The sequence below is a fragment of the Streptomyces sp. NPDC001514 genome, assembly GCF_053597075.1.
In genome coordinates, this window is sequence record NZ_JBSFHO010000021.1 from 126,808 (window position 1) to 151,847 (window position 25,040).

23 protein-coding genes and 1 pseudogene are annotated in these 25,040 nt (G+C 72.2%); 13 read left to right on the forward strand and 11 right to left on the reverse strand.

Annotated features, from left to right (window positions below; translation table 11 throughout):
- The first annotated feature begins 155 nt into the window (after positions 1-155).
- The 4 genes from ACWCXB_RS22600 to ACWCXB_RS22615 are packed head-to-tail and all read left to right on the forward strand — an operon-like array spanning position 156 to position 5,897.
- Positions 156-3,350: a bifunctional acetate--CoA ligase family protein/GNAT family N-acetyltransferase gene (locus tag ACWCXB_RS22600; RefSeq protein WP_450725254.1), complete on the forward strand. Its 3,195-nt coding sequence runs from the start codon at positions 156-158 to the stop codon at positions 3,348-3,350.
- A gap of 39 nt (positions 3,351-3,389) precedes the next feature.
- Positions 3,390-3,992 carry a DUF5998 family protein gene (locus ACWCXB_RS22605; protein ID WP_450725255.1) on the forward strand — a complete coding sequence of 201 codons (603 nt, stop codon included), beginning with the start codon at positions 3,390-3,392 and terminating at the stop codon, positions 3,990-3,992.
- Complete coding sequence (locus ACWCXB_RS22610; RefSeq protein WP_450725256.1) at positions 3,992-5,194, forward strand: alkaline phosphatase family protein; 1,203 nt, start codon at positions 3,992-3,994, stop codon at positions 5,192-5,194. Before ACWCXB_RS22605 ends, ACWCXB_RS22610 begins: the two co-directional genes overlap by 1 nt.
- 52 nt (positions 5,195-5,246) lie before the next feature.
- Entirely contained in the window at positions 5,247-5,897 is a 651-nt protein-coding gene (locus ACWCXB_RS22615; RefSeq protein WP_450725257.1) for a thymidine kinase, read from the forward strand.
- A gap of 120 nt (positions 5,898-6,017) precedes the next feature.
- Here the strand turns inward: ACWCXB_RS22615 and ACWCXB_RS22620 are convergent, their stop codons facing one another.
- Both ACWCXB_RS22620 and ACWCXB_RS22625 read right to left on the reverse strand, forming a co-directional pair.
- A complete protein-coding gene (locus ACWCXB_RS22620) occupies positions 6,018-6,251 on the reverse strand; it encodes a hypothetical protein (protein WP_450725258.1) in 234 nt (77 codons plus the stop codon).
- Positions 6,252-6,317: 66 nt separating this feature from the next.
- On the reverse strand, positions 6,318-6,626 hold the full coding sequence (locus ACWCXB_RS22625) for a hypothetical protein (protein ID WP_450725259.1): 309 nt from the start codon (positions 6,624-6,626) through the stop codon (positions 6,318-6,320).
- Between the two features lie 169 nt (positions 6,627-6,795).
- Between ACWCXB_RS22625 and ACWCXB_RS22630 the strand changes: the two genes are divergently transcribed.
- Both ACWCXB_RS22630 and ACWCXB_RS22635 read left to right on the forward strand, forming a co-directional pair.
- The gene (locus ACWCXB_RS22630; RefSeq protein WP_450725260.1) at positions 6,796-7,665 is read left to right on the forward strand and encodes an ABC transporter permease; all 870 of its coding nucleotides are present in this window, start codon (positions 6,796-6,798) and stop codon (positions 7,663-7,665) included.
- 2 nt (positions 7,666-7,667) lie between these two features.
- Positions 7,668-8,417 (forward strand): ABC transporter ATP-binding protein, encoded by a 750-nt coding sequence (locus ACWCXB_RS22635; RefSeq protein WP_450725261.1) that lies wholly within the window; start codon positions 7,668-7,670, stop codon positions 8,415-8,417.
- Positions 8,418-8,481: 64 nt separating this feature from the next.
- Here the strand turns inward: ACWCXB_RS22635 and ACWCXB_RS22640 are convergent, their stop codons facing one another.
- The 7 genes from ACWCXB_RS22640 to ACWCXB_RS22670 form a co-directional block, all read right to left on the reverse strand.
- Complete coding sequence (locus ACWCXB_RS22640) at positions 8,482-9,321, reverse strand: helix-turn-helix transcriptional regulator (protein ID WP_450725262.1); 840 nt, start codon at positions 9,319-9,321, stop codon at positions 8,482-8,484.
- 122 nt (positions 9,322-9,443) lie between these two features.
- Positions 9,444-9,824: a DUF2511 domain-containing protein gene (locus tag ACWCXB_RS22645; protein WP_450725263.1), complete on the reverse strand. Its 381-nt coding sequence runs from the start codon at positions 9,822-9,824 to the stop codon at positions 9,444-9,446.
- Positions 9,821-10,738: an ATP-binding cassette domain-containing protein gene (locus ACWCXB_RS22650; RefSeq protein WP_450725264.1), complete on the reverse strand. Its 918-nt coding sequence runs from the start codon at positions 10,736-10,738 to the stop codon at positions 9,821-9,823. Before ACWCXB_RS22650 ends, ACWCXB_RS22645 begins: the two co-directional genes overlap by 4 nt.
- Entirely contained in the window at positions 10,735-11,529 is a 795-nt protein-coding gene (locus ACWCXB_RS22655; RefSeq protein ID WP_450725265.1) for a hypothetical protein, read from the reverse strand. The genes ACWCXB_RS22650 and ACWCXB_RS22655 overlap by 4 nt, the downstream gene beginning before the upstream one ends.
- Entirely contained in the window at positions 11,529-12,164 is a 636-nt protein-coding gene (locus tag ACWCXB_RS22660; protein WP_450725266.1) for a hypothetical protein, read from the reverse strand. The genes ACWCXB_RS22655 and ACWCXB_RS22660 overlap by 1 nt, the downstream gene beginning before the upstream one ends.
- Before the next feature lie 196 nt (positions 12,165-12,360).
- Complete coding sequence (locus ACWCXB_RS22665; RefSeq protein ID WP_450725267.1) at positions 12,361-13,266, reverse strand: hypothetical protein; 906 nt, start codon at positions 13,264-13,266, stop codon at positions 12,361-12,363.
- Positions 13,263-13,820 carry an RNA polymerase sigma factor gene (locus ACWCXB_RS22670; RefSeq protein ID WP_450725268.1) on the reverse strand — a complete coding sequence of 186 codons (558 nt, stop codon included), beginning with the start codon at positions 13,818-13,820 and terminating at the stop codon, positions 13,263-13,265. The genes ACWCXB_RS22665 and ACWCXB_RS22670 overlap by 4 nt, the downstream gene beginning before the upstream one ends.
- A 214-nt stretch (positions 13,821-14,034) precedes the next feature.
- On the opposite strand from ACWCXB_RS22670, the gene ACWCXB_RS22675 reads away from it, so the two are divergent.
- The 6 genes from ACWCXB_RS22675 (at position 14,035) to ACWCXB_RS22700 (ending at position 22,169) form a co-directional block, all read left to right on the forward strand.
- Entirely contained in the window at positions 14,035-14,202 is a 168-nt protein-coding gene (locus tag ACWCXB_RS22675; RefSeq protein ID WP_450725269.1) for a gallidermin/nisin family lantibiotic, read from the forward strand.
- A gap of 183 nt (positions 14,203-14,385) precedes the next feature.
- Positions 14,386-17,619, forward strand: a complete 3,234-nt coding sequence (locus ACWCXB_RS22680) for a lantibiotic dehydratase (protein WP_450725270.1) — start codon at positions 14,386-14,388, stop codon at positions 17,617-17,619.
- A complete protein-coding gene (locus ACWCXB_RS22685) occupies positions 17,616-19,010 on the forward strand; it encodes a lanthionine synthetase C family protein (RefSeq protein ID WP_450725271.1) in 1,395 nt (464 codons plus the stop codon). The genes ACWCXB_RS22680 and ACWCXB_RS22685 overlap by 4 nt, the downstream gene beginning before the upstream one ends.
- A gap of 26 nt (positions 19,011-19,036) precedes the next feature.
- Entirely contained in the window at positions 19,037-20,023 is a 987-nt protein-coding gene (locus ACWCXB_RS22690) for an ABC transporter ATP-binding protein (protein WP_450725272.1), read from the forward strand.
- Positions 20,020-20,817: an ABC transporter permease gene (locus tag ACWCXB_RS22695; RefSeq protein WP_450725273.1), complete on the forward strand. Its 798-nt coding sequence runs from the start codon at positions 20,020-20,022 to the stop codon at positions 20,815-20,817. The genes ACWCXB_RS22690 and ACWCXB_RS22695 overlap by 4 nt, the downstream gene beginning before the upstream one ends.
- Positions 20,814-22,169 carry a DUF6895 family protein gene (locus tag ACWCXB_RS22700; RefSeq protein ID WP_450725274.1) on the forward strand — a complete coding sequence of 452 codons (1,356 nt, stop codon included), beginning with the start codon at positions 20,814-20,816 and terminating at the stop codon, positions 22,167-22,169. The genes ACWCXB_RS22695 and ACWCXB_RS22700 overlap by 4 nt, the downstream gene beginning before the upstream one ends.
- Positions 22,170-22,184: 15 nt before the next feature.
- Here ACWCXB_RS22700 and ACWCXB_RS22705 read toward each other — a convergent pair.
- A pseudogene (locus ACWCXB_RS22705) lies at positions 22,185-22,661 on the reverse strand (DJ-1/PfpI family protein); the annotation flags it as partial.
- A 132-nt stretch (positions 22,662-22,793) separates the two neighbouring features.
- Positions 22,794-23,570: a VOC family protein gene (locus ACWCXB_RS22710; RefSeq protein WP_450725275.1), complete on the reverse strand. Its 777-nt coding sequence runs from the start codon at positions 23,568-23,570 to the stop codon at positions 22,794-22,796.
- A 232-nt stretch (positions 23,571-23,802) separates the two neighbouring features.
- On the opposite strand from ACWCXB_RS22710, the gene ACWCXB_RS22715 reads away from it, so the two are divergent.
- Positions 23,803-24,639: a sulfurtransferase gene (locus tag ACWCXB_RS22715; protein ID WP_450725276.1), complete on the forward strand. Its 837-nt coding sequence runs from the start codon at positions 23,803-23,805 to the stop codon at positions 24,637-24,639.
- Positions 24,640-25,040: the final 401 nt, after the last annotated feature.

Genomic DNA, 25,040 nt, shown 5'->3' on the forward strand with positions numbered 1-25,040 from the left:
CCCTTCAAGTCCTAGCGGTTGTCTAGACCAGTCTCTCATGTGTCGTGCAGTGCTCGGAATCGGCCCTCGGCCGTGTCCGGGGCACTCGCGGGTGCCCTAAGACTGCACCCGGCCTTCGGGCTTCGCGACCGGTGCCCGAGCCGTACTCTTTCCCCATGCAGACCCCGTCGGATCACGCGTACCCCGACCACTGGGAAGCCGACGTGGTGCTGCGTGACGGTGGCACCGCGCGCATCAGGCCCATCACCACCGAGGACGCCGACCGCCTCGTCAGCTTCTACGAGCAGGTCTCGGACGAGTCCAAGTACTACCGCTTCTTCGCGCCCTACCCTCGGCTCTCCGCGAAGGACGTGCACCGTTTCACGCATCACGACTACGTGGACCGCGTGGGTCTCGCGGCGACGGTCGGCGGCGAGTTCATCGCGACCGTCCGCTACGACCGGATCGATGCTCACGGAATGCCCGCGTCCACGCCCGCCGACGAGGCGGAGGTCGCCTTCCTGGTGCAGGACGCGCACCAGGGAAGGGGCGTCGCCTCCGCGCTCCTCGAGCACATCGCGGCGGTGGCGCGGGAGCGGGGGATCAGGCGGTTCGCGGCGGAGGTGCTGCCCGCGAACGGCAAGATGATCAAGGTCTTCACGGACGCCGGGTACACGCAGAAGCGCAGCTTCGAGGAGGGCTCCGTCCACCTCACGCTGGACCTGGAGCCGACCGCCGAGTCGCTCGCCGTGCAGCGCGCCCGTGAGCAGCGCGCCGAGGCGCGGTCCGTGCAGCGGCTGCTCGCGCCCGGCTCGGTGGCGGTGATCGGGGCAGGACGGGCGCCGGGCGGAGTGGGCCGCGCCGTACTGCGCAATCTGCTCGACTCCGGCTACACCGGGCGTACGTACGCGGTGAACCGGAACCTCGCGCCGGACGTGCGCGAACTGGACGGCGTCCCCGCGTACCGCTCGGTCGCGGAGATCGTCGCGGAGACCCGGGAGCCCGTCGACCTCGCCGTCGTCGCCGTACCGGCCGAACGGGTGCCCGAGGCCGTCGCCGACTGCGGCGAGCACGGAGTGCAGGGTCTCGTCGTGCTGGCCGCGGGATACGCGGAGAGCGGGGCGGAGGGGCGGGAGCGGCAGCGCGAACTGGTGCGGCAGGCACGTTCGTACGGGATGCGGATCATCGGGCCGAACGCCTTCGGGGTCATCAACACCTCCGACGCGGTCCGGCTCAACGCGTCGCTCGCGCCCGAGTCGCCGGCGCGCGGCAGGATCGGCCTGTTCACCCAGTCGGGCGCGATCGGCATAGCGCTGCTGTCGGGACTGCACCGGCGGGGCGCCGGGCTCTCCACGTTCATCTCGGCCGGGAACCGGGCGGACGTGTCCGGGAACGACTTCCTGCAGTACTGGTACGAGGACCCCGACACCGACGTGGTCCTGCTGTACCTCGAATCGATCGGCAACCCGCGGAAGTTCACGCGCCTCGCGCGGCGCACGGCGGCGGTCAAGCCCGTCGTCGTCGTGAAGGGCGCACGGCACAGCGGGAGCGCGCCGCCCGGGCACGCGGTGCCGACGACGCGGGTGCCCTACGCGACCGTGTCCGAGCTGCTCGCGCAGGCGGGCGTCATCCGCGTCGACACGGTCACGGAGCTCGTCGACGCGGGCCTGCTGCTCGCGGGACAGCCGCTGCCGGCGGGGCCGCGCGTCGCCATCCTCGGCAACTCCGAGTCCCTCGGCCTCCTCACGTATGACGCCTGCCTGACGGAAGGGCTGCGCCCGCTCCCGCCGCGCGACCTGACGACGGCGGCGACGCCGGACGACTTCCGGTCGGCGCTGGTGGAGGCGCTACGGGACGAGGCGTGCGACGCGGTCGTCGTCAACGCGATCCCCTGGGTCGGCGACGGCGGAGTCACCGAGTCCGGCGACGGCGAGGTCCTGGCGACGGCCCTCCGCGCGGCTGCGGCCACGGGGCCGGCCAAGCCGGTGCTGGTCGTCCACGTCGAACTCGGCGGCCTGGCGGACGCACTCGCCGCGGCGACGAGCTCGGCCCCACCGCGGCGAGCGCCCGCGCCCGACCCGGCGGGGCCGCCCACCGCAGGCACCCGGATCGCCGCGGGTGAGGGCGGCGGCGTCTCTTCCCCGCCCTACCCCTTCCCGGATCCGGTGGCGGACCCCCAGCCCACCGTCGGCGACGCGGCTTCGGCGGAGTCGCGGGGCGCGACGCCGCGGTCGGGCGCGTCCGACGTGGGACCGGGGCCCGGCTCCCGGGCCTCCGGTGGCGACCCGGTTTCGGCGGAGTCGCCGGGCGGCACGACGCAGTCGGGCGCAGTCCCTCAGTCCCCTGGCCGGGCTGCAGTGTGGCCGGGGCGCGGGGAGCCGTCCGCCCGCGGGCAGGCGGGGCCCGGGGGCCCGGCCCGCCCCGGCACGTTCCCGCCTCCGGAGGGCTCGGGAAAGAGGCGGAACGGGGACCGGAACCACCCGGACCCGGACCCGGCGGCGCGGCGGATCCCCGCGTACCCCGCCGCCGAGCGGGCCGTGCGCGCGCTCGGGGAGGTGGTGCGGTACGCGCAGTGGCGGCGGGAGGCCGCCGAGCCCGGGAAGGTGCCGGAGTACGAGGACATCGACGAGGGCGGGGCCGCCGCGCTCGTCGGACGGCTGCTCGGCGACACACCGGGGGAGCGCGGGGTCACCCTGCGCGAGCAGGATGCGGGGGAGCTGCTCGCGCGGTACGGGATCCATGTGCGCCCCACCCTGCCCGCCCCCGGCCCCGACGCGGCCGTCCGCGCCGCCGAGCGCCTCGGATACCCCGTCGCGCTCAAGACCACCGCCCCGCACCTGCGCCACCGCGCCGACCTCGGCGGCGTACGCCTCGATCTCGCCGACGAGCACCAAGTACGCCAGGCATACGCAGAGTTGACCGACACCTTCGGCAAGCCCGAGGAGCTCCAGCCCGTGGTCCAGGCCATGGTCCCCCGCGGCGTGGACACCGTCGTACGCGCCGCCATCGACCCCGCCGTCGGCGCCGTGCTGTCCTTCGGGCTCGCCGGACCCGCCACGGAGCTGCTCGGCGACACCGCCCACCGCCTCGTCCCCGCCACCGACCGCGACGCCACCGAGCTCATCCGGTCCGTCCGGACCGCCCCGCTGCTCTTCGGCTGGCGCGGCGCCGCCCCCGTCGACACGGCCGCCCTCGAAGAGCTGCTGCTCCGGGTGTCCCGGCTGGTCGACGACCACCCGGAGGTGGTCGCCATCGGACTCGAACCGGTGGTCGTCGCCCAGCAGGGCCTCTCCGTGCTCGGTGCCACCGTCCGGCTCGCCCCGCCCCCGCCCCGCACCGACCTGGGACCGCGCACGCTCCCCAGTTACTGAGCGCACTCCGGGGTCCCGCGGCCCCGTAGGATGGAGCCCATGGCGAAGACCGGTACGACGACCCAGGGGCTGCGCGCGGCGATCGAGCGCAGCGGCTACTACCCGGCTCTCGTGGCCGAAGCGGTGGAGGCCGCTGTCGGAGGTGAGCAGATCGCGTCGTTCCTGGTCCATCAGGAGACCACGTTCGACGCGAACGAGGTCCGCCGCCATGTCACCGTCCTCGTCCTGACCGGCGCCCGCTTCATCGTCAGCCACACCGACGAGCAGACCGCCGACAGCAGCTCCCCGACGCCGTACGCCACGACCTCGACCGAGTCGGTCAAGCTCGGCCGGATCTCGTCCGTCGTCGTCAGCCGTGTCGTCGCCAACCCCGAGTCGTACACCCCGGGCACCCTCCCCCGCGAGGTCGTCCTCACCATCGGCTGGGGCGCGGTGTCCCGTATCGACCTGGAGCCCGCCGCCTGCGGCGACCCCAACTGCGACGCGGACCACGGCTACACGGGGAACTCCACCGCGGACGACCTCAGCCTGCGCGTCAGCGAGGCGGGCGACGGCCCGGACGCGGTCCGGCAGACGCTCGCCTTCGCGCAGGCGCTGTCCGAGGCCACGGCCGCCACTGCCGCCACGGCGTCCACCCGCTGATGGCCCAGCCCCAGCTCGCGTCCGCCTGGCCCGACGAACCCGTCCCGCTCGCACTCGGCACCGCGCCCGTACCCGCGTACGGCTCCGCCTCGCTCGCCGATCTGCTGCCGACGATCGCCGCGGGTCAGGGCGTGCCCGGACTGCACACCGCGATCACGGAGCTCGAGCCCGCCGACCGGAACTGCGTCTTCCTCATCGACGGCCTCGGCTGGGAGCAGCTCAAGGCCCACCCCGAGGACGCCCCCTTTCTGACCTCGCTGCTCGCCTCCTCGTGCGGCGGCACGGGCGCCCCGATCACCGCCGGCTTCCCCGCCACGACCGCCACCTCGCTCGCCTCCTTCGGCACCGGCCTGCCGCCCGGCGCGCACGGCCTGCCCGGTTACACCGCCCGGAACCCGGAGACCGGCGAGCTGATGAACCAGCTGCGCTGGAAGCCGTGGACCTCGCCGCGCGTCTGGCAGCCCTACCCGACGGTCTTCCAGCTGGCCGACGAGGCAGGGGTGCACACCGCGCAGGTCTCGTCCCCGGCCTTCCAGGACACCCCGCTCACCAAGATCGCGCTGAGCGGCGGAACGTTTCACGGCCGGCTCACCGGCGAGGAGCGGATGGACTTCGCCGCCGAGCAGCTCGCCGCCGCCGACCGGTCCCTCGTCTACACGTACTACAGCGACGTCGACGGCAAGGGCCACCGCTTCGGCGTCGACTCCGACGCCTGGCGCGGCCAGCTGATGTACGCCGACCGCCTCGCCCAGCGCCTTGCCGAACAGCTTCCGCCGCGCTCCGCGCTGTACGTCACCGCGGACCACGGCATGATCGACATCCCCTTCGACGAGGAGTCGCGGATCGACTTCGACGAGGACTGGGAGCTGCGCGCCGGTGTCGCCCTGCTCGGCGGCGAGGGCCGGGCCCGGCATGTGTACGCCGTCCCGGGCGCCGAGGCCGACGTGCTCGCCGTCTGGCGCGAGGTGCTCGGCGACCGGTTCTGGGTGGCGAGCAGGGACGAGGCGATCACGGCGGGCTGGTTCGGCCCGCACGTCGACGAGCGCGTCCACCGGCGTATCGGGGACGTCGTCGCCGCGGCGAGCGACAACGTCGTGATCACCGCCTCCGTCAACGAGCCGCACGAGTCCGCGATGGTCGGCATGCACGGCTCCATGACCCCGGTCGAACAGCTCGTCCCGCTCATCGAAGTCCGTTCGTAGACACCATCCACGCCGCCCCCTTCGACGACAACTGAAAGGCCGTCACATCCCCATGTCCGAGCTGGTGTTCTTCTCCGGAACGATGGACTGCGGAAAGAGCACCTTGGCGCTGCAGATCGAGCACAACCGTTCGGCTCGTGGCCTGCAAGGTGTGATCTTCACCCGCGACGACCGGGCGGGCGAGGGCAAGCTGTCGTCCCGGCTGGGGCTGGTCACCGAGGCCGTCGAGGTCGTGGAGGGCATGGATGTGTACGCGTACCTCGTCGATCACATGACCCGCGGGGGCAAGGCGGACTACCTGATCGTGGACGAGGCGCAGTTCCTTGCGCCCGAGCAGATCGACCAGCTCGCCCGGATCGTGGACGACCTGGGCCTGGACGTCTTCGCCTTCGGCATCACCACCGACTTCCGCACGAAGCTCTTCCCGGGCTCCCAACGGCTGATCGAGCTGGCGGACCGCATCGAGACCCTCCAGGTCGAGGCCATGTGCTGGTGCGGTGCGCGCGCCACCCACAACGCCCGCACGGTGGCCGGCGAGATGGTGGTCGAGGGCGAGCAGGTCGTGGTGGGGGATGTGGACCGGTCGGCCGAGGAGGTCGGGTACGAGGTTCTGTGCCGGCGTCATCATCGCAAGCGGATGACGAGCGCTGCGGCGCGGGCGGCGGCGCTGTCGCCCGATGTGCTGCCGGTCACCTCGGCCTGACCTCTGCTGCGACGACGGCGACCGGTTCTCACTCGGCGGTCGTGCCTGGCGTGGGGCAGGAGCCACGACCCCGTACGTCGTGTTCCACGGGCTCGATGCGCGGGCGATGTCCTGGTTTCTTCAGGGGTTCGAGCGGCCCTCGATCCGGGCTTGTTCGACCAACTCCTCGTAGGCGTCGGCGTCCTCGAGGTCGGAGCCCTGGAGCAGCATGACGGACCAGGGGATCGGGCAAGGCGAGGGGTGGTCGGGGTCCGGGCAGAGCAGCCTGGTGATCTGGGCCTTGATCTCTTCGGCCTGCTGCCGCGTGGCGTACACGCCGAGACGTACCTCCCAGACACCCGGTTCCTCGGACATGACTCACCTTTCCTGATCGGGGGCGAAGAAAAAGGGAGGCGGGGGTGACCGCCTCCCTTCGAAAAGCTACCAAATACGCTTTGTGTCGCAGTGTCGCTTGTAGTGGCCGGGCGGGACGGGGACGTTGCGCTTTGCGTCCTTGATGGCCGCGTCCTTGCTGTTGCCCGAGCCGGTGCCCCGGTCGTAGCCGACGACGTGGTCGTCGCTGATGCGCTTGATCTGGCACTGCACCTCGGCGTGCCAGGTCCGCTGGATCGATATCCCGCCCTGCTCGGTCGCCTGGGTGAGGCTGTCGGCGGAGGCGGCGGGGGCGGCCATGCCCCCCAGTGCGACGGCCATGGCGCCGACGACGAGCGCGCTGCGGAGCTTCTTCACGTGGGTTCCTTCCTGATGGTGTGCTGCCGGAACACACCGGACCGGTGCAGGGGCAGCCGGTCCGGTGGCTACGACACTCGCACCTGAACGCGGCCAAAGACCGGGTCTGGCAGGCCGGTTGGCAGTCCGTCGGCAGTTGTCAGCCACTGCCGCTCCAGGTGTGCCGGCCGTGAACCTCGACGTCCGCCACCGCTACGTACACGGCGTAACCGACAGCGGCCAGGTAGGAGAACACATGGCGTACGACACGGCTGCCCCGCCTCTCGCGGGGCAGCGCGACAATCCCTCGCTCACCACCGTGGTGGGTACCGAACTCGCTCGTGCCAAGCGGGGGTTCGTCCCCTGGTACCACCTGCTCGCGCCGGTCATCATCACCGTGCCGCTCTTCCTGGGCGCGCTCGGCTCCGCCGAGGCGAAATCAGGGCAGACCTTCGACGTGTTCCGCAATGTGACCCTGGAGTTCTGGGGTGTGCTCGTGCCGATGACCGCGGGTCTGGCCGCGGCGCTCTCGGTCCGCGCGGACCAGGACGCCTGGCGGCTGCTGCTTTCGTACGGTGTGCCGCGCGGGCGCTACTTCGTCGGCAAAGTGGCCGCCCTTGGCGTCCTGGGCTTCGTCTCCTCCACGGTGCTGCTGGTGATGCTCTCCCTCGGCGCCATGCTCAGCGGGCGGTTCCCCGAAGCCATGGGGACGGTGCTCGCAGCGGTCTATCTGCCCTGGCTGGTGGGGCTGTCCATGACGGCACTCGCCGTGCTTGTCGCGGTGGTGTGGGGGATGGGACCCAGCATCGGGGTGGGCGTCGCCGGCCTGTTGTGCGGGGCGCTCGTCTCGGACAAGGACTTCTGGTACGCCGTTCCGTTCGCCTGGCCGATGCGTGTGGTGCTGCCGCTGGCCGGGATCGGGCCCAACGGGGTGCCGCTGCCGAAGGACAGCCCGGTGACCGCCATGTCGGCAATTCCGCTCGCAGTGGGCCTGGCAGTCGTCCTGACCGCGGCCCTGCTGGTCATCGGCAGTCTGCACATGAGCCGCAAGGAGATCTGACCATGAACACGGCGACACCGGGAATGCCCGGCGGCCACCCGGCGGCTGCGCTCACGATCCGTCAACTGTACAAACACTACGGCTCACATCGTGCACTCGACGGAGTGGACCTCACCGTCCGAGCGGGAGAGGTCTACGGACTCCTCGGGCCCAACGGCGCCGGCAAGACCACCCTCATGAAGGTGCTGCTCGGTCTGCAGCGGCCGACGTCGGGCACCGTCGAGATCTTCGGCAGGCCGGTCGGCCGCGAGTCCCTGGCCGAGGTCGGAGCCCTGATCGAAGTGCCTGGACTGTGGCCCACGCTGACCGCCGACGAGACGCTGAAGGTGCATGCCCGGCTGCGGCGCGTGCCCGAGGACTGGATCGAACCGGCGCTGCGGCTGGTCAAGATGACCGAAGCGCGCAGCCGGAAGGTCGGGGCGTACTCCCTCGGCATGCGCTGGCGCCTCGGCATCGCGGTCGCCCTGCTCGCCAGGCCGCGCCTGATCGTCCTCGACGAGCCCACCAACGGCCTCGACCCCGTGGGCATCCGCGAGATGCGCGGCATCATCCGCTCGCTCGCCGGTGAGGGCGTGGCGGTGCTGATCGCCAGCCATCAGCTGGCGGAGGTCGCGCAGGTCTGCGACCGGGTGCAGGTCCTGACGAACGGCCGCACCCGGTACGAGGGCCCGCTGGCAGGGCTGTCCGTCAACGGGGATCTGGAGGCCGGGTTCTTCCGGCTGCTCGAGACCGCCGACGCGGAGATTCACTGACCGGCTCCGGGCGGGCTGCCCCGGCGCCGAGTGCGCCGGGGCGGCCGGCCCGTGACCGGAGGCGTCAGCAGGCGCGCCGGTCGGGGAACGGGCGGCGCGTGCGCGTGCCGGAAGCGGAGACGAGCGCCGTCAGCTCGGCGCGGCCGGTGACACCCAGAAGGTCGTAGAGCTTGCGGACGCGGCGGTACATGGACCGCTCGGAACAGTAATGGCGTCGGGCGATCTCGGACACGGTGATGGACGTACAGAGCAGGCGCATCAGCTCGGTGTCGTAGTCGGAGAGGGCAGGCAGCGCGGCTGGGTCCCGCCGCCCGCCCTCCCGGAGCACAGGGCCGCCGCGCCCCTGCGGCCCCTGACGGACGGCGTTGTCCGCGCCGGGGTGGAGTTCGTTGTGGTCGAGGAGGACGCGCTGGATCCGTGGCGTGGCGGTGTGGGCGGACGCCCAGTGAGGGGCGTCGGGGGCGTCGGGTGCCGTGTGGGCGGCCATGGTCGTGCTGTGCGCCCTGAACTGCGCGTACAGCATGTCGATCTGGCTCTCGCTGGATATGGCGAGGTTGAACGCGAAGTTCGAGCCCGAGCGGATGGCATGGTAAATCAGGTGCCCCGACAGGTCGTTGGTGACCGCGATGATCAGGGACAGCGGATGGCGCATCCGCACCGTGCGCAGTTCCTCGGCCTGGGACTCGCTGGTGACGGGTAACAGCACCGGCAGCTCGAGCGCCTCGCCGGGCGCGGTCAGTTTCTCCCCGCCGACGAACTCGACCCGGTTCAGGCCGATGCGGAGTGTGCTGAGTGGGGCGTGCGGCGAGTCGAAGAGCGCCCGCAGCCCGGTGTGGACCAGTACGTGGAGGCCGGCGGCGGTCGAAGCGTATGGGTGCTCTTGCTCGTGCTCGTGCTGGTGCAAGGCGGATGCTCCCCCGTGATGGTCGTTGTTCCCCGTTCACGCAGCGTTCGCCCCGTGGTCAGTGGGGCGATGCCTGCCCTTGATCACGCTGAGGACAGCGTATAACCGCCTATGTCAGGGCATCATCCGACCCTGCAGAGCTTCATCGTGTGGCTGAGGAGCGAGCCGAGGCCCACCTCGTCGCCGCTGTCTCCCGAGGCGCGCACCGGCTCGATGTCGGGATAACCGGCCTTCTTGGCACGGTCGTTGAGCGCATAGGTCGTGCCGTCGGGCACCGTGATGACGGCCTGGTCGCCCTTGCGGCACGCGGCGGTGCCGTGGTCGACGGTCAGGGGCCAGAGGTAGCCGAAGTTCTTCTCGCTCACCTGCTGCTCGGCGGCGGTGGGGCTGGGCAGCGGAACCGGATCCTTGGTGACCGGATCGGTGCGGCCGCCACCTCCGCAGGCGGTCAGGGCGAGCAGCATCAGGCCGGCCAGGGCGGCGTACCGGGTCTTCGTGATCATTTCTCCGCTGCCTCACTGTGCGTCGGGTGGGTGTCGTCAGCCGCGTTCCGGGCGGCGAGCAGGGCGGCGTACCCGTCCTCGAGGGACGGCTCCACCGGACGGGCCCCGGCGGGCGGGGCGGTGGTGACGATGCGGTACTCGGCGCCTTCGGCCGTGGTCACCGCGCTCACCACCTCGGTACCGGGCGGCGGCCCGCCGACGGCACCGGACGGTTGCCAGACGTAGGTGCAGCCGGCGGCCTGACTGACCAGCGCGGTCGTGGTGCTGTGGAAGACCAGTCGGCCGGCGGCGAGCACGGCCACCTCGGGGCAGGTCTGGGCGACGTCGTCGAGGATGTGGGTGGACAGCAGAACGGTGCGGCCGCGGCCGAGCCCGGCGAGCAGTGCCCGAAAACGCATCCGCTCATGCGGGTCGAGGCCCGTGGTGGGCTCGTCCACGACGAGCACGGACGGGTCGCCCATCAGGGCCTGAGCGATGCCCACCCGCCGCTTCATACCGCCGGAGAAGCCGGCGAGCCGTTCGCGCGCCCGCTCCTGCAGACCGACCTCGGCGATCCGTGCGTCGACCTGACGGCGGCGTTCGCGTTTGTCGTGAATGCCCTTGAGTACCCCGATGTAGTCGAGGAACTCACGTGTCGTCAGATCGGGGTAGAGGGACAGCTCCTGCGGCAGATAGCCCAGGGTGCGCTTGACCGCGGTGAGCCCGGCGGTGGTCGACAGATCGTGCCCGGCGACGACCACCCGCCCCGAAGTGGGTCTGAGCACGCCGGTGAGGATGCGCAACAGGGTGGTCTTTCCCGCGCCGTTGGCGCCGAGGAGGCCCACCGTGCCGTTCTCGATGTGCAGATCGACACAGTCGAGGGCGCGGCGGCCGCCGGGGTGGATCTTTGTCAGTCGCTCAGTGGTGATGTTCATGATGCTCCGTGTCGTCTGAAGCGGGCGACCAGATGGCCGAGTACGTAACAGGTCACGGCCGCGCCGAGGACGAAGGCGGCGTTCAGCAGCGCAGGGGCGTCGCCGACCACGGGGCGCAGCGCCCCGGTGCCCTGCCGTGCCGCCCACACTTCGGGCGCACCGGCCCAGGCGACCAGCGGATAGCCGCCGAGCGGGGACAGGACGGTGCCGGTCGGCGTAGGTACGGGCGAGAACCTCGGGGGGAAGTGGCAGGCCCACAGCCACACCACGACGACGACGGCGCGCGCCCCGGCCACCGGCAGCAGTGCACCGAGCAGCCCGGCGAACGCGGTGATCAGCAGCGTCGCCGGGAGAACAACCGTCACCAGGGCGGCCACCGCGGACCCCAAGGGCGCCGCGGAGCTCTCGGCGACCGCGACCACCCCCGCGTACATCAGAAAGAGGACCGCGACGGGTGCCAGCGCGGTCAGCAGCGGCCCGGCCAGCGTCCCGGCCGTCCGCGACAGCGGCCGCGCCGGAGTGGCGGCGAGGAGTTCGGGCATGCCGCGCGCCTCGATGGCGTCGCGCAGCCGGTCGGCGAGGGCGAGCCCCACCCCCAAGGAGCAGAAGGTGTTGACGAGGACCGCGGCCGCGCCGACCCGGGCAGTGGGGTCACTGTGCCCGGTGACGACGGGCGAGGTGGCGGCAAGGACCAGGCTGAGCAGCGCCAAGGGCAGTACCGCGCCCCACACGACCTTGCGGCGGGCCGCCATCAGGGCCTCGTACCGAAGGGTCCACAGCAGGGCGGCCATCAGACGTCCTCGGAGGGGGAGTGGGAGCCGGTGCCGGAGCAGGAGTCCTGCCCGCCCGGGCCGAGGGACCGCAGCGCGAGCGCGGTCAGCCAGGCTCCGACAACCAGTGCGGGCAGTGCCTGGGCCGGCCCCGCGGGCACGACCCGGTCGACCAGCAGCAGCTTGGCCAGGACAGCCGCCACCACCAGGCCCGTGGCGGGTGAGGCCGAGCCGGACCGTACCGTCGCCCACACCGCGCCGCCGCTCAGCAGCACGGTGAGCCCGGCCAACTCCAGGAGCGTGGCCACGGGGTTGATGGTGTGCCCGGCGGCCGTCACCAGGGTCACCAGGGCAAGGGCGACGACCGCGGTGACGGCAGCGGGCCAGCCGAGACGGCGGGCGACGGTGCGCCGGTAGGGGGTGGGCAGCGACAGATGCAGCTCCACCATCGGCTCGCGTGCCACCACCGCCGCACAGGCCAGGGCCGTGGCGGCGGGCAGCGTGCAGCTCAGCAGTGAACGCCCGAGCAGCTCATCGTCGCCGGGCCTCGCGGCCGCTGTCGCGGCGCAGGCGACGACCGCGGCGAGCACCGGCAGAACGACGGCCTGTCTTCCGCAGCGGCGCACTTCGTGCGCCCACCATGGCGCGGTGGTCATGTCCCAGCTCCTCCCAGTGGTGTCCCCTGCCTCGCCGTGAGTCAGAGCGCACCGCCACTCACGGCCGACGACGGGGGATGAAATCGGCCGTGAGGGCGGTACACCCGGTACGTAGCGGCGAAATCGGCGGCGGTTCACGAATGGCCCGAACAATCTCTGACATGGGGAAAGTTGCACCGCCCGGGCGCGCGACAGATCAGGCCGAGGGGCTGTTCCCGGCCGACCGCATGGCACCGGCGGCCCACCCCAGCAGGGCGACGGCAAGGAGCAGCGCCCAGGGCGTCGTCGACAACAGGGCGTCAAGGAGGGGGTCGAACGGCGTGCTGAGCATGCCCTGCGGCCCACTCACCACACTCAACAGCCATAGCGCGCCGCCCGCCGCCGTGCCGACCACCGGTGCGCACCGGACCGACAAGGAGAGCGCGAGCGACGCGGCGAGGAGCGACTTGCCGAGCCAGCTCGACACCACGGCCCACCACCCCGGCCCGTCCACCAAGGCCGAACAGACCATGGCCAGCGCCACATCGACGCAGAGCACCACCGTCAGCCGGGCCAGGAACACCGCCGCGGGCGGTACCGGCAGGGTGAACAGCACCTCATGCCGGGGGTCCCGCCGGGGCGATGCCACCATCAGGCCGCCGAGCATCACCAGAAGCACGGCCACCCCGCCGAACAGCCGCAGGCCGAACCGGTCCTGCACCTGCGCCGACGCGAGCAGCGCCGCTCCGACCAGGCCGGCGGCGCTCAACGGCGCCCACACCTTGGGCATCAGCCGGACCTGGCGCAGCGCCAGCTGCCCGGCCGTGCGCCAAGGGCGGGCCACGCGGCGGGGGAACGCCGCGGACAGCGGGGACCCGGCGGGGGCCGGTGCGGCCGCGCCGGCCGGCTCGGCGGAGAGCGCGGGCCCGAGTAGCGCGTCGAACGACGGCACGGAGACGGCCTGTTCGGCGGCCTCCTGCCGCATCGCCGTACCGATGTGCTGCCACGCTGCCAGCCGCGTACGACAGCCGGCGCAGTCGGCGAGGTGCCGGCGGTGGCGCGGGTCGTCCGGCCCGGATCGGGCGAGCTGCGCCAGGACGGTGTCGGTGAAGTGTTGTGTCATCGTCGCCCCGATCCTTCCAGCCGTGTGGCGGCGAGCATGCTGCCGAGGCGCCTGCGCGCATGGGACATCCGGCTCTTGACGGTGCCCACCGGAATGTCGAGCACGGCCGCCACCTCCGGGTAGGCCAGTTCGTCGACCAGAACCAGTGCGAGGACCTCCCGTAAGTGTTCGGGCAGGGTCTGCACGGCCGACAGCAACTCGGTGCGCTCGGCCTCCCTCACCAGCTGGTCCTCCACGCTCGGTGCCGGATCCGGCACGTGCTGCGCCTCGGCCAGATCCGCCAGCTGCGGCCTGGATCTGCGCAGATGGTTGTGTGCCTGCCGCCTGGCCACGCCGAGCAGCCAGCCCCGTAGGGACGACTCACCGCGGAATCCGTCCGCCGAGCGCCACACGGCCAGCCAGGTCTCCTGCAGGATCTCCTCGGCCAGTCCCTGGTCCGAGGTGAGCCGGCGGATGAGCCGGAGCATGGCGGCGGCATGCCTCTCGTAGAGGGCCCGCAGGGCCCCTTGATCGCCGCGGGCAACGGCGGAGAGCAGAGCTTCGTCCGAACACACATCACGTACGTAGCCAGAAAACCCTGCCCGGTTCATATGTCGCCGATCACATGCCGCCGGTCGCAGCGAGGCGGCCGGAGCTGGTGCCGACCTGGCAGTACTGCCAGGACTGCCATGTGGGAGCGAAGTCATTGAGCCATCGCTCGAGTTCGTGATTGCGTGATCCACGGATCGCGACCCACGAACACCTATTCGGTTCTACGAAGGAGGCGGCATGGGCATCAATGCTCCCGCGCAGTCAAGCGAGGCGAACCTGTTCGACCTGGACCTGGAGATCGGCGTGGAGAAGTCCGTCGCCGGCCCGGCCATCACCAGCGTCTCGTACTGCACCCCGGGCTGCACCAGCCAGGGCGGCGGCTCCGGCTGCAGCCACTGCTGCTGACGGCACACCTGGCTGAGAACAGCTGACCGTGGGGCCGGGCGGGCGCCCGCCCGGCCCCACCGGCAGTTCCCGGCACCACCGAGGCGCGCACTTACGACCGAGGCGCGCCCGCACGACCGAAGTGGCCCGTACGACTGAAGTGCCCGTACGACCGAAGTGCCACGCACGACAAGGGGGATACCCATGGGGGAACCGTCACAGCAGGTTCTTTTCGCGGCGAAAGACGTCTTCCTGTACCGGGCCCCATTGGCACCGGGAGCCGCTGGGCTGCGTCCTCCGGCCGCCGAAGGGCCTCAGGACCTCACCGCCTGCGCGGAGTTGCTCGCTTCCGTTCCCGCGGACCCGGTGCTCAGCGAGGCGCTCGACCTGGCTTCGCCGAGCCTCGGCAGCATGATCCGCCGTGTGGCCGAGCGCGGGGCCACCGGAATCAAGGCCGGGCAGCTGCGCCGCGCCGCGCTTGCCGTGCTGCGCTACGACATCCGGATGCGGACTCGGCCCACCCCCTTCGGCCTGTTCGCGGGCGTGCAGAGCGGGCAGTTCGACTCGGCCGCCAAGGCGCAGCGGGGCACCGCGCACCGCACACGTACCCACGTCGACATGCAGTGGCTCACCCGGATCGGCCATCGCCTCGAACGCGACCCGGCCGTGCTGTCCGCGCTCACCCTCCAGGCCCATCAGGCGCTGGTCGCCCGCGGTGACCGCCTGGTGCTCGTCTCTCCCTCCACACAGGGCGTGCGACCCGGCGACGACGGAGAGGGACGCTCCACCGTGTCCGTTCGTCGAACGCCCGTCGTCGAGCGGGTCGTTGCCGAATCAGCGGCTCCGGTGACCTATGTCGACCTGGTCCGGCGCACCGCCGAGGCCTTCCCCCAGGCGCCCGTCGAGAAGGTCCGGGGCCTGCTCGCCGAGCTGGTGCGACAGGAGATCCTCATCACCGGACTGCGTCCCCCGCTGGACGGCGGCGACCCGTTGCAGCACGTCCTCGATCTGCTCGCCACGGTCACCGAGCCCTCCGACGAGACCCGACGCATCCACGATGCCCTGCTGGCGGTGGAGCGACAGCGCCAGGAGTACGACGCCCGGGCGGTCGGCGACGGCCGCGAACAACTCAACCGGCTGCTGAAGACGGCACGTTCGCTGGAGCCCGACGACACCCCGGTGCACATCGACACCCGGCTCGACCACACGCTGCACCTGCCGTACGCGGTGCGCGAGGTGATCGAAGAGGCGACCGGCGTGATGTGGCGCCTCTCCCGCCCCAAGCTCGGACTGTTCGCCCTGCGTGACTACCACCGACGATTCCTCGACACCTATGGAGCCGACCGCCTTGTGCCGGTCCTGGAACTCCTCGACGAGTCGACCGGACTCGGCGCCCCGGCAGGCTACGGCTGGCCCAACAGCGAGGCCGCGCCCGTCCCGCCCGACGACCCCCGCACGGCCCGCCGCGACCGCGCCATGGCCCGCCTCGTCGCGGCCGCGCAGCGCGCCGGACGCCGCGAAGTCTTCCTCGAAGCCGCGGACCTGGACGAGCTGTGCCACGACCGAACCGACCACGCCGGCCGCGCAGCCCATGCCGACCCCGCCGACCTGCCCAGCTCCTGCGAGGTGACGGTCCAGGTCGTCGCCCCTTCGACGGAGGCCCTCGACAAGGGCGACTTCCGGGTCTTCCTGTCACCGTCGCCCGGCTCGCACCGGGCGGGCTCCACCTTCGCCCGGTTCGCCGACCAGCACCCCGACTGGCAGGGCCGGTTCGCCGCCCTGCACCGCGACAACCCCGTGCACATCCAGGACGCCGTACCCGTCGACCTCGCCTTCAGGCCGCGCTCGGGCCGCGCCGCCAACCTCGCCCACACCATCCCCGCCACCGGCCGCCGCATCAGCGTCGGGGTTCCCGGCAGCCCCGGCGTCGAGGAACTGCGCCTGTGCGACATCGGCATCGGGGCGACCCTGGACCGGCTCACCGCTGTGCACCTGCCCACCGGCCGCGAGGTCGTCCCCGTGCTCGGCAACATGGTCAGCGCACCCGCACAGGCGCCCAACGCGGTCCGGCTCCTCTGGGAGATCGGCCTCGAGGGCCAGCGCCTGTGGGAGCCGTGGAACTGGGGGCCGTTCACCGACGCGCCCTTCATGCCACGGGTGCGGTACGGCAGATTCGTACTGGCCTGTGCGGTCTGGCGGCTGGACGAGATACGCGTACGCGCCGAGCGGCTGCCCGCGAGCAAGGACGGGGCACGCGCCGCCGACTGGGACAGCGCGATCGGCGCGTGGCGGGCCGCGTGGGACGTACCGCGCCAGGTCCTCGCCGTCACCGCCGACCAGCGGCTGCTGCTCGACCTCGACGACGCCTGGCATCGCGAGCTGCTGCTCGACCAGGTGCTGCGCCACCCCGACCTGATCGCCCAGGAAGTTCCCGGCGAGTACGAGGGCTGGCTGGACAGCCCGCTCAGCGGGCACACCGCCGAACTGGTCGTCGCGCTGACCCGCCGGGAGTCCGGCGTTCCACGCCGCCCTTACGCCGGGCACTGCCTGCCCGGACGCACCGTGCACGGCCTGGGCGACGAGTGGCTCTACCTCAAACTGCACGGCGCCGCCCGCAGTCAGGACGACCTGCTGCGCGACCACATACCCGAACTGGTCAACCTGGCGGGCGAGAAGGGCGCCGACGGCTGGTTCTTCATCCGTTACACCGACGACGCCGGTCATCATCTGCGGCTGCGGCTGCACGGCAGCCACCCGAAGGAGCTGTGGGGCGAGGCCGCTCCCGCGATCGGCGCACTGCTCAAACGGTGGCAGCGCGAGGGGCTGCTGCGCAGCCACACCCTCGCGCAGTACGACCCCGAGAGCGAGCGCTACGGAGGGTTCGCCGCCCAGCGCCTTGCCGAGCGGGTCTTCCAGTACGACAGCGAGGCCGCGCTCGAACTGCTGCGGCTGGCCAAGGCTGCCACCAACGAGCACGGAGTCGACGATCTCGCCGCCGTCTCCTGTGCCGCCCTCGCGCACGCCTTCGGGCCGCCGGCACCCGGCAACCCGCGGGTCACCGAGGACTGCGGTGACGACGGCGCCGCGGCCTGGCTCTCCATGACCGGCGCACGCCGTGACCTGCCCGCCGAATTCCGGGCCAGGTCCGCGCACTGGCGCCGCCTGATCGACCCCTACGGTGGCTGGCCCGCTCTTGCCGACGACCCGGCCGGTGCCCGCGCCCTGGCGGCGCTGCGTCCCAGGGACGAGGCGGTTCGCCGACTGGCCGACCACGTACGGAGGTCCGGCGACACCCCCGAGGGGCGTGTCGTCGGCAGCCTGCTCCACATGGTCTGCAACCGCCTCTTCGGCGGCTCGAGCGCCCGCGAGCTGACCGTCCTCGGTACAGCCCGGGGCGCCGTCCAGGACCACCTCAACCGCCGGAGGCACCAGTCGTGAACGCCAGTACCACCGTCCACGCGGACGCCCGTGCGGACGACGCCACCACGGCCCGTGCCCGGGACGTCGTCGCCCTGGTCGCCGAACGGCTCACCGACCCCGACCAGGTCGCCGCCGTCGCCTCCCGCGACGACAACCGCGACCCCATCTACGACGCCGTGATGTGGGGACCGCTGACCCTCGCCAACGGGCTCCCCGGCACCGCCCTCCTCTACGGCGAACTGGCCCGCGAGGACGAAGCCTGGCGGCAGCTCGCGCACCGGCACCTCGCCGCCGCCGGCCGCGTCATGAACGCGGTACCGAGCCGCGGCCTGTTCTCCGGCCCGGCCGCGCTGCTCGCGGCCGCACAGACGTGTGCGGGACCCGAAGGGCACTACGCCTCGCTGCGCCGGAGGCTGGCCTCCTGGGTCGCCGATGACCAGACCGAGCGGCTGCGGATCGTGCACGCCCGCGCGGAGTCCGGTGGCATCGGCGTCGACTGGGCCGCGTACGACCTGATCAACGGCCTGTCGGGGACGACCCGGCTGCTCCTGGACTCGGTGGCCGACCCGGTCGAGACCGGCCCCGACGTGGAAGCGGCCCTCACCGCCTCGCTCCGTCACCTCATCGACCTCACCGAGCCGATCCGGGTCGACGGACACGAGGTTCCCGGGTGGTGGGTACCGGCCGAGCTGCAGATCAGCGACAGGGACCGGGCGGAGTATCCGCGCGGCGACTTCAACCTGGGCATGGCACACGGCATCACCGGACCGCTCGCGGTGCTCTGTTCCGCATACGAGGCCGGGAGCGAGGAGCCGGGTCTGCGCGACGCCGTCCAGCGCATCGCCGACTGGCTGCTGAGCTGGACGCTGCGGGACGACGCCGGACCGTACTGGCCCGCGCGGGCGGGCCTGGAACACGAGGTGGCGGCGCAGCGCCCGCACGAGCTGTTCACCCGTACCGCCTGGTGCTACGGCACCCCGGGCGTGGCCGCCGCGCTGTTCCGCGCCGGCAGGGTCATGGACCGGTCCGCCTGGCGCACCGCCGCCGTCGAGGCGCTGCGTGCCGCACTGCGCCGGGACGAGTCACTGTGGGCCATCGAGGGTGCCACGGTCTGCCACGGCTACGCCGGACTGCTGCGGATCCTGACCCGAGTCGCCGAAGCCGGCGACGACCCCGAACTCCACGCCGGGCGGCGCCGTCTGACCGCCAAGGTCCTGGAATGTGCCGACGAGGACGCACCCTTCGGGTTCCGCCACCTCATGCGCTTCCCGGCCGCCGCCCGCTCACCGATCCCGCACCGGGCCGTGAACACCGCGGGCATGCTCGAGGGCGCCGCGGGCGTGGCGCTCTCGCTCCTGCCGACCGGAGACGCTCCACTGCCCTGGGACCGCACCCTGGGCCTGGCATGAGCCGGCCGCCGAAGGAGCGAACGCACATGTTCCCGCAAGCCGACGTGCAGGCCACGAAGCCACCGGCCTTCGAGCTGGCCGACCTCGTCGTGTGCTACGGCAGGGTGACCGCCGTCCACGGCGTCTCCATCAGCTCCCCGCCGGGCCGTATCACCGCGCTGCTCGGCCCTAACGGCGCAGGAAAGTCAAGCCTGTTGGGCGTCCTGTCGACCGCCGCGCGGCCCCACTCCGGCACCGTACGGATCTTCGGTCACGACGTCCGCGAGGCACCGACCGCCGCGCGGCGCCGACTCGGCCTTGTCTTCCAGGAACGCACCCTGGACAAGGAGCTCTCCGTCGAGCGCAACCTGTGGTTCCACGCCCGCCTCTTCGGGATGAAGCGCGCCGACGCGCGGGCCCGGATCAGCCTGATGCTGGACCTCTTCGACCTCGCCGACCGCCGCCGCCAACCGGTCGAGGAGCTGTCGGGCGGACTGGCCAGACGGGTGGAGATCGCCCGCGCTCTGCTCCACCGACCCGGCCTCATCGTCCTCGACGAGCCCACCAACGGCCTCGACCCGACGGCCCGCGCCGCCGTCTGGGCCGATCTGCTGAGGCTGCGCGACGAGCTGGGCGTCACCGTCCTGTTCGCCACGCACTACATGGACGAGGCGGAGTACGCCGACGACATCGTGATCCTGCAGAAGGGCCGGATCGTCCGGCAGGGCAGTGTCGGCCGGCTCAAGGGCAGCCTGGACTCCTCCCGCATCGTGGTGAGCTGCGCGGACAACGACGCCGCGGCCCGTCAGCTGCGCACCGCCGGCTTCGAGCCGCTGATCGAACCCGACGGCGTCGCGGTGCACTGCGCGGAGCCGGAGGCCCGCATCGCCGAGGTGATCCGGGCCCTGGACGTTCCCGGCCTGACCGTCTCCGTACGCCATCCGTCGATGAACGACGTCTACTTGGCGGCCGCCGAGGACTCCGGCCGCCAGGGCGGACCGCACCACCAGCAGGAGAGCGTGAGCACGCCATGACGACCGCAACCACCGCCCCTCCCCTCGCGGCCGGTGACGGCCGGCTGCGCGTCGCCCTGCGCGCCGTAGCCGTCATCGCCCACCGTGATCTGCTGCGCCAGGTCAAGCGCCCGGGCGTGCTGTTCAGCCAGGCTGTGCAGATCGTGTTCTTCGTCCTCGTCTACGCGATCGGCTTCGACGGGATGATCGGCTCGGTCGGCTCGGTGCCCTTCAGCGCCTACGTCTTTCCCGGGATCATCGCCATCCAGGTCGTCTCGATCGGCATCGCATCCGGCCAGACGTACGCCTGGGACCGCGAGTACGGCGTCCTGCGCGAGCTGCTGGTCGCCCCGGTGCCACGGGTCTGCCTTCCGCTGGGGAAGGTCGTCGCGGGCGCGGGGATGGTGACCACGCAGAGCGTGGTGATGCTCGCCTTCTCTCCCCTGATGGGGGTGGTGCTGACTCCGGGGCGGTTCGCCGCCGCGGTCGGCTGCTACGCACTCGCCGCCACCGTGTTCAGCGTCATCGGTCTCTGCCTGGCCACCGTCATCACCCGCGTCCAGACGCTGCAGGCCACCGTCCAACTGGCCATGTTCCCCATGCTGTTCCTGTCCGGTTCGGTCTTCAGCGCCGAGGACGCCCCGGCCTGGCTGGCCTGGATCATGCACCTCAATCCCATGACGTACGCCGTCGATCTGGCCCGGCAGACCCTGCTCGGAGTCGACGGCCTGATGCCGTGGTGGGCGGACCTGAGCGCACTCGGCGGGACTCTGCTTGTGGTCCTGGCGCTGCTGCGGACCCGGAGCGGGCGATGACCGCTCCCGATGACATGGCCTCCTGGCCGCCGGTTCCGGCATACGCCCGTACGAGCAGGACGGGCGGTACGAGCAGTGCGATGCGGCCGCCGCCGGCCAAGGCCAAGGACAAGGGCGAGGGCGAGGGCGGGGACGGGGACGGGGCCGCGGGGCGGGTCCTCGAGGGCGCATTGCGGTGGATCGAGGCGCACCTGGAGTGGTTCGCACCGGAGCGCTGGGAGGAGTTCCTGCCTCCCCGCCCCTTCCGGCCCGGCCCCCTCCTCGAACTCCTCGGGCTGATCCGGGTCCTTGACCGGTCCGGCATCCTGCCCAAGGACGCGCCCCTCGCGACGCGCGCCCTCGACCTCGCCGAACACGCCGTAAGCGCTCCGGGCTTCGAGCACGGACTGCGCCGCGGCGACGAACTGTTCCCCTATCACCTCAACCTGATCGCGCTCCTGGACCTGCTCGGCCGCCCCCACCCCGCGCTGCGCAGGGCGTGCTCGGCACTGCTCGCGGCGGACGCGGGCGCCCACGGCCGACCGTACAAACCGGCGCTCACCAGGATCGAGCTGCGCTACTTCATCGACCGCGGAGGCTTCACGGCACCCGCGGCGCTGCCCGACCTCGAAACCCTGCACCGCGAGACGATCGCGGCCCGGGGCCCGGACGTCCTCCAGCTGACCGACAGTGAGACCTACGCCCTCACCCACGTCCTGTTCTACGTGACGGACTTCGGGCACCGTCCCCCTGGTCCTGGCCTCGGCGGCAGCGAAGAGGCATCCCGCCTGCGGGAAACCGTACGCATCCTGCTCGGCGTACACCTCGCCCGCGGCAGCCTGGACCTGCTGGCAGAGCTACTGCTCTGCGACGCGGCCCTGGCCGACGGACACGCCTCGGCCCCGGCAGTACACCAGGGCTGGCACATGCTGGCCCGCGCTGCCCGGCCGGACGGCGCCGTGCCCAGCCCCGTCCACCGCCCCGAGATCCTGACCGGCCTCGCGGGCGACAAGGCCGCCGCGTACCTCTTCGGTACCTGCTATCACACCACCATGGCAGCGGCTCTGGCCGGCGCCGTACGAAAGGGGTGCGCATCGGCGCCCTCGGCCGCCGAGGACTGCTTCCCGTTGCCCTGCGCGGATCCGCAGGAGATCCGGTCGTGGGCACGCACGGTGTCCGAGACGTCCGCGACCACCCCGGCTGCGGCACGCTCGGCCTGGTCCGCCCAGCTCGACCCGCTGCTTGCGCTCGGCGTTCAGGCGCACGATCCGGCCGTCGTGACAGAACTCATCCGCGCCGCCGAACACTTGGGACAGGGCGACCGCCCCCTGATCCGCTCGGCAGCGGCGCTGCTCAGGGCGTGGGCGACCTGATCGCTTGCCCAGCTCTCAGAGGGTGAGGGTGGGCGCGTGTCCGGCGTTGCGCCAGACGGTCCCGCGGCGTTCGTGGGCGAACAGCTTCTCCACCGAGTGGGCGACACGCGGGCCCAGTTCGCGCTCCAGCAGGTAGAGGCCCACATCCAGCCCGGAGGTCACCCCCGCGCCGGTCACCAGGTCGCCGTCGTCGACCACGCGCGCGTCGATCGCGACCGTTCCGGTGGCCGCGAGCGCGTCGAGCCCCAGATGGTTGGTGGTTGCAGGGCGGCCCTCGATCAGGCCCGCCATCGCCAGCACCAGCGACCCTCCGCACACCGTGGCCACGGTGAGCCCCGGCCGGTCGAGGGCCTCCTTCATCAGGGCCGGCAGACCGGTGGCGAGGGTATGGGCGAGGACGGCCGGGATGCTGTCGTCCGGGACGCCGTCCTCTCCTTCGGGCAGACTCCCGGCCGCACCGGGCACGACGACCACGTCCGCGCGCCCCGGCGAACCAGTCCTCCTCGTGGTCGGTGACCTCGACGCCAGTCAGGGCACGCCTCATCGGGAACTGGCCGGATTGCCATACTCCAACGGAATCCCGCCAGAGCGTTGACCTGCGTATATGGGGCCATCCGGCCCGGGCTACGAGCGCGCCGCACTCCGCACGATCGTGAAGACCGCGCCCTCCGGATCCACCACTGTGGCGATCCGTCCGCACGTCCCCTCCCGCGGCTCGTGCAGTACGTGCCCGCCGAGGTCCACCACCAGCGCCGCGGTCTCGTCGGCGTCCCCGACCTCGAAGTACGTCATCCAGTGCGAGCCCCTGTCGCGGGGCAGGGCGTTGCCGACACCGTGCAGGGAGGCCACCGGGCGGCCCTCCAGGTGCAGGGTCAGATAGTCGAAGTCGGCGGAGACGATCGGCTCCGCTTCGTAGCCGAAGACGGACTGGTAGAACTTGCTGACCGACGACGTCTCCCGCGTCACCAGCTCGTGCCAGACCGGTGTGCCGTGCGTCCCGAACAGGGCGATGCCCGCGTGCGCAGCGGCCTGCCACACCCCGAAGACCGCGCCCTCCGGATCCGAAGCGATCGCCAGCCGGCCCGCGTCCGCCGCGTCCAGCGGCCCGACGCCGACCGTGCCGCCACACATTCTGATCTGCTCGGCCGTCTCGTCGGCGTCCTCCGTGGCCATGTACGTCGTCCAGGCGACCGGCAGATGACGATCGGGCGGGAGCTGCCCGATGCCCGCGACCTCCTTGCCGTCGATCAGCGCCCGGACGTAGGGACCGAGCTGCTGCGGGCCAGGGACGAAGTCCCAGCCGAACAGCGCCCGGTAGAAGTCCTGTGTCGCGGCAAGTCCGTGCACCATCAGGCTCACCCAGCAGGGCGTGCCGGGTCTGCGCCGAGTCGCCTCGGTCATCGTCACTCTCTCCTCGGACCAGCGTCGTGGCCGTGCGGCGGGGGGACCGGATGCGGGCCGTCGTGCGGCAGTGGCTCTGTGCCCCGTGCAGATGCTCGCACCACCGGCGTGCGGCACGCCCCGGCCGCGCCGCATGACCGGGGATCCCACAGGAGAGGATGCCCGTTTTGGCTTCGCCCATCCGTTCCGACGCCGTTACGGGCCCGCCGTGCCCTGCGCGAGGATGGCTCTTATGACCCCCATCATCACCGCAACAGAACTCGCGAGCGAGTCGGCCGGTCCGCGGCCGCCGGTGCTCCTCGACGTCCGCTGGCAGCTCGGCGGCCCGCCGGGACGACCCGCGTACGAGGCCGGGCATCTGCCCGGTGCCGTGTACGTCGACCTCGACAGCGAGCTGGCAGGGCCGCCCGGAGCGGGCGGCCGTCATCCGCTGCCCGACGTGACGGCCTTCGGAGCGGTGATGCGCCGCGCGGGAGTGTCGGGCTCCACTCCGGTCGTGGCGTACGACGGCGGCCAGGGCTGGGCGGCGGCGCGGGCCTGGTGGCTGCTGCGGTGGACGGGCCACGAGGACGTACGGGTCCTGGACGGGGGCCTCGCGGCGTGGGACGGCCCGCTGACCACGGACCTCCCCACTCCGGAGCCGGGCGACTTCACTCCGGTACCGGGCGCCCTGCCACTGCTCGACGCGGACGCCGCGGCGGCGCTGGCCCGTACCGGGCTGCTGCTGGATGCCCGGGCCGCCGAGCGCTACCGCGGTGACGTCGAGCCCATCGACCGCGTCGGCGGCCACATCCCGGGCGCGGTCTCGGCCCCGACGACGGAGAACGTCACCCCGGGAGCCACCACTTTCCTCCCTGCGGGTGAGCTGGCTGCCCGCTTCAAGCGTCTGGGCGCATCGGACGCCCCCGAGGTCGGCGTCTATTGCGGCTCGGGCGTCTCCGGCGCCCATGAGGTCCTGGCCCTGGAGATCGCGGGCATCCGGGCCGCGCTGTACGCAGGCTCCTGGTCGGAATGGTCCTCCGACCCTGCCCGGCCGGTAGCCACGGGCCCGGACCCGGCCCCGCGGTAGCGCTCCGCGGGGCCGCGGTGTGCCCGGTGCCGCGGCGGCGTCCGGGCTGGGTGTGCGCCCGGTGCCGCGGTGCCGGCCGGCGGGCTGAGTATGCACCCGGTACCGCCGGGTGGGCCGGTGTGTCCGTCCTCAAGCGCCGGACGGGCTGGGTGGTGGGGGGTGCCCCGTGCCGCGACGGTGACCGGTGTGTCCGTCCTCAATCGCCGGACGGGCTGGGTGGTCGGGGGTGCCCGGTGCCGGGTCGGTTGCCCTCCCGGGGCCGCTCCGGGGCTCGTATCCGGGACGGCATGATTTACGGCGCGCGCCACCCCGGACCCACCAGTCATCGCCCATGCCGCGCGCCACAAATCACGCTTGAGTGTCCCGAACACGACCCCTGCGCGTCCCCGGGCGTGGTGAAC

Coding starts and splice junctions, on each gene's coding strand:
- ACWCXB_RS22600 (WP_450725254.1), top strand. CDS start 156: ATGCAGACCCCGTCGGATCACGCGTACCCCGACCACTGGGAAGCCGAC.
- ACWCXB_RS22605 (WP_450725255.1), top strand. CDS start 3,390: ATGGCGAAGACCGGTACGACGACCCAGGGGCTGCGCGCGGCGATCGAG.
- ACWCXB_RS22610 (WP_450725256.1), top strand. CDS start 3,992: ATGGCCCAGCCCCAGCTCGCGTCCGCCTGGCCCGACGAACCCGTCCCG.
- ACWCXB_RS22615 (WP_450725257.1), top strand. CDS start 5,247: ATGTCCGAGCTGGTGTTCTTCTCCGGAACGATGGACTGCGGAAAGAGC.
- ACWCXB_RS22620 (WP_450725258.1), bottom strand. CDS start 6,251: ATGTCCGAGGAACCGGGTGTCTGGGAGGTACGTCTCGGCGTGTACGCC.
- ACWCXB_RS22635 (WP_450725261.1), top strand. CDS start 7,668: ATGAACACGGCGACACCGGGAATGCCCGGCGGCCACCCGGCGGCTGCG.
- ACWCXB_RS22645 (WP_450725263.1), bottom strand. CDS start 9,824: ATGATCACGAAGACCCGGTACGCCGCCCTGGCCGGCCTGATGCTGCTC.
- ACWCXB_RS22650 (WP_450725264.1), bottom strand. CDS start 10,738: ATGAACATCACCACTGAGCGACTGACAAAGATCCACCCCGGCGGCCGC.
- ACWCXB_RS22655 (WP_450725265.1), bottom strand. CDS start 11,529: ATGGCCGCCCTGCTGTGGACCCTTCGGTACGAGGCCCTGATGGCGGCC.
- ACWCXB_RS22660 (WP_450725266.1), bottom strand. CDS start 12,164: ATGACCACCGCGCCATGGTGGGCGCACGAAGTGCGCCGCTGCGGAAGA.
- ACWCXB_RS22665 (WP_450725267.1), bottom strand. CDS start 13,266: ATGACACAACACTTCACCGACACCGTCCTGGCGCAGCTCGCCCGATCC.
- ACWCXB_RS22675 (WP_450725269.1), top strand. CDS start 14,035: ATGGGCATCAATGCTCCCGCGCAGTCAAGCGAGGCGAACCTGTTCGAC.
- ACWCXB_RS22680 (WP_450725270.1), top strand. CDS start 14,386: ATGGGGGAACCGTCACAGCAGGTTCTTTTCGCGGCGAAAGACGTCTTC.
- ACWCXB_RS22690 (WP_450725272.1), top strand. CDS start 19,037: ATGTTCCCGCAAGCCGACGTGCAGGCCACGAAGCCACCGGCCTTCGAG.
- ACWCXB_RS22695 (WP_450725273.1), top strand. CDS start 20,020: ATGACGACCGCAACCACCGCCCCTCCCCTCGCGGCCGGTGACGGCCGG.
- ACWCXB_RS22700 (WP_450725274.1), top strand. CDS start 20,814: ATGACCGCTCCCGATGACATGGCCTCCTGGCCGCCGGTTCCGGCATAC.
- ACWCXB_RS22710 (WP_450725275.1), bottom strand. CDS start 23,570: ATGACCGAGGCGACTCGGCGCAGACCCGGCACGCCCTGCTGGGTGAGC.
- ACWCXB_RS22715 (WP_450725276.1), top strand. CDS start 23,803: ATGACCCCCATCATCACCGCAACAGAACTCGCGAGCGAGTCGGCCGGT.